General features: G+C 64.0%; 1 protein-coding gene. It reads left to right on the forward strand.

Annotation, left to right across the window (positions count from 1 at the left end; all coding sequences use genetic code 11):
- Positions 1-250 precede the first annotated feature (250 nt).
- Positions 251-3343 (forward strand): DEAD/DEAH box helicase, encoded by a 3093-nt coding sequence (locus BQ17_RS12415; protein WP_089727518.1) that lies wholly within the window; start codon positions 251-253, stop codon positions 3341-3343.
- Positions 3344-3434: the final 91 nt, after the last annotated feature.

Genomic DNA, 3434 nt, shown 5'->3' on the forward strand with positions numbered 1-3434 from the left:
TTCCATAACCTCTCGGGCACGCAACAATGACCCAACTTTAGTTCCTATGCAATCATCCGGGACCCCACAATTATGCAATTAACTGCTATTATCGAAAAGGAAAAATCCAAAAGAAGCATTGGATTGTTCTTTGAAATGGCTTCACCAATCAAAAGAAAACACAAAAGACAAGAAAGCAAGAAGCCATCTATTGCATATTAGCTCCAAATAACATCACATTTCAAAAAAACTCCCACCCTGACCGTGAATCATGCCTGCAATACCTCAAGACACGCAGATCGGCGCCGAACCGGCGGATTTCTTCTTTGACGTGGAGGAGCTCCATGCCCTAGCCGACGGCGCCCTCATCAAGAAGGCCCTGCGTCATGCCCGCGACAACCGCGTGACTCAGGTCGCCTTTGTCAGTGGCGAGCTGGTCGCTACTGTGGAGGACGCGGATCGGGAAGAACAGTTGGACCTACGCCTGGGCTACGACGCCGACGGCAATCTGTGGTCGAGCTGCGATTGCGACGACTCTGGCATCTGCCTCCATGCGCTGGCGGCGCTCCTGGCCTATGGTACCGCCGGTGACCTGGACGGCCAGCTCAACGATGCCCTGACGGCAGCCATCGAGGAGCGCGCCAAGCGCGGCCGTACCGAGGTACGGGTCGAGCCCCTGTCTGGGGAGCCCTGGTTCGGTATCTGGCGGGCCCGCTCCATCGCCGCCGCCGGCAGTCATTTCCAGACTACCTACCAGGTTCAGATCCGCTCCTTGACCAAGCGTGCCAATCACTGTACCTGCCCCGACTTTGCGACCAATCAGCTGGGTACCTGCAAGCACATCGAGGCGGTCATCCACCGGATCGGCAAGCGCAAGGATTGCGCGGCCATCCGGCACCAGCCGCCGCCGCTGCCCTATATCTACCTGGATTGGGACAGTGAGGACGCGCCACGCATCCGACTCCACCGTGGCAATGAGCTCGCCGCCCACTTGAGTCCCCTGCTCGCCCGCCACTTCGATACCGGTGGTGCCTTCACCGGCCGGTTGCCCGACGACTTTCTGCGCTTCGCGGAACAGGTCGGCGGTGACGAGAACCTGCTGATCGGCGACGATGCGCTCGGCTTCGCCCGCCGCATCGCCGATGATGCCGCCCGCGAGCTGCGCGCCCGGGAGATCGGCCAGCGCATCCGCGAGAGTGGCGGCCGGTTGCCCGACATTCGGGCCCGCCTCTATCCGTATCAGGTCGACGGGGTCGCCTTCCTCGCCGGGCGCGGACGTGCGCTGCTGGCAGACGATATGGGCCTAGGCAAGACCTTGCAGGCCATTGCCGCGGCCTACTGGCTGCACCGCCAGGATGCGGTCGAGAAGGTGTTGATCGTGTGTCCGGCGTCGCTCAAGTTTCAATGGGCACGGGAGCTCGAGCGTTTCACCGGCGCGCAGGCCCATTTGGTCCAGGGACCCGTGGCTGCGCGGTCGGTTCAGTACCGCAAGGGCTCCGGGTTCTATGTCATCAACTACGAGTTGGTATTGCGGGATCTGAGCCCGATCAACGAAACCCTGGCCCCGGACCTGCTGATCCTGGACGAGGCACAACGGATCAAGAACTGGCGCACCAAGATCGCCGCCGCCATCAAGCGTATCCCATCGCGTTACGCCTTCGTACTCAGCGGCACACCGCTGGAGAACCGCCTCGAAGACCTCTACAGCCTGATGCAGGTAGTCGATGCGCGGGTGTTGGGGCCCTTGTGGCGCTATCTGGTGGACTTCCATATCACTGACGAGCGCGGCAAGGTGCTCGGCTACCGCAACCTCTCGGAGCTGCGCCGGCGCCTACAGCCGGTGATGCTGCGCCGAGATCGTGCCCTGGTAAGAGATCAGCTGCCGGACCGTATCGAGCAACGCCGGGACGTGGCGATGTCACCGCCCCAGATCGAGCTCCACGACGAGGCCCTGGCCACCGCGGCACGCCTGGCCCAAATCCTCAAACGTCGCCCCCTGACCCCGGTCGAGCAGAACCGCATGATGGCCGCCCTGCAGCGGGCACGCATGGCCTGCAACGCTGCCGGGCTGGTCGACAAGACTACCCAGGGATCGCCCAAGCTCGACGAGCTGGCCAGTATCCTCGAAGAGACCTGCCAACTGGCCGGGCTCAAGGCCGTGGTCTTTTCCCAGTGGGCCCAGATGGGCGAGCTGGTCGAGCTCCGGGTTAAGCGTATGGGCCTGGACTGTGTGCGGCTGCACGGCGGTGTGCCCAGCACCAAGCGCGGCGACCTGATGGACCGCTTCCGCGATGACGAGGCGTGCCAGGTCTTCATCTCTACCGACGCCGGCGGCACGGGTCTGAACCTGCAGAGCGCCTCGGTGCTGGTCAACCTGGATATCCCCTGGAACCCGGCAATACTGGACCAGCGCGTCGCCCGCGTCCACCGCCTGGGACAATCAAGCAAGGTCCAGGTATTACACCTGGTGGCACCGGATTCCTATGAAGAGCAGGTGCTGGGATTGATCCAAGGGAAACGCAATCTGTTCGACAATGTAATGGACTCGGACGCCACCGAAGACGTGGTAGGCGTCTCCAAGCGCCTCGCGGAGGTCCTGGCGGAGGACCTGGCCGGGACCCTGGAGGAACCTGAGGCGCCGCCACCCGCAGACCGGATACCAATCGTCGCGGAGGACACCGCGCCAACCCCGGCGGATCACCCGCCGCTGACTGCGAGCGGGCAATCGGCCTTATCCGGCGCAGCCGACGCTGGTACCGCCGAAGAGGTCAGGCGCTGTGTCCTCGAGCTTCAGCGCGCGCTGGGTCCGGGTATCGAGCGCATCCTCGGCGCGCAGGGTGGCCTGCTGGTGGTCATGGATGCGGTCGACGATGATGCCGACGCGCGCGCGGCCGCTATCTCGCAACAGGTCCCCATCGCGCTCATCGACCGGCGCACCTTGCAGGGATTGCAGCGCCTGGGTATCGCATCGCCTGCGAACGGTGCGCAGAGCCTCTACCAGGCCCCGCAGCAGCCCGCCGCGGCCCAACCCGCGCTGGTGCGCCGGGCCCGCCAGAAGTTGGAAGCCGCCGAGGTGCTGCTACGCCAGGACTGCCCCGCCCTCGCTGGTGAGCTGCTGCTCGGCGCGTTACTCTGCGCCGCCGCCCTACGCTGTGAGGCCAAGGCACCGCCCGAGCCCCACACGGCCGGAGTCTGGCTGTATGCGAACGCCCTGCCCTCCGGTAAGCTCCAACCGGACGACGCGGCCCTGATCATGCGCGCCGTCGCCCTTGCCCAAGCCGAGGACCAGGCCCCGCCGGACCTGCTTGCGGCACTCGCTTCCGATGCGGCCCGGTTCGTTGAGGATACGGCCGATCGCGCTTAAATAGACAGGATTTAATGGATTCCGGACTGGTCGAAGAGGACGACAGTCGGTAGCACGATGACCGATGACGGAACGGGCAGTCTTTTCTCAA

The sequence above is a fragment of the Candidatus Thiosymbion oneisti genome (assembly GCF_900092655.1).
GTDB lineage: Bacteria > Pseudomonadota > Gammaproteobacteria > Chromatiales > Chromatiaceae > Thiosymbion > Thiosymbion oneisti.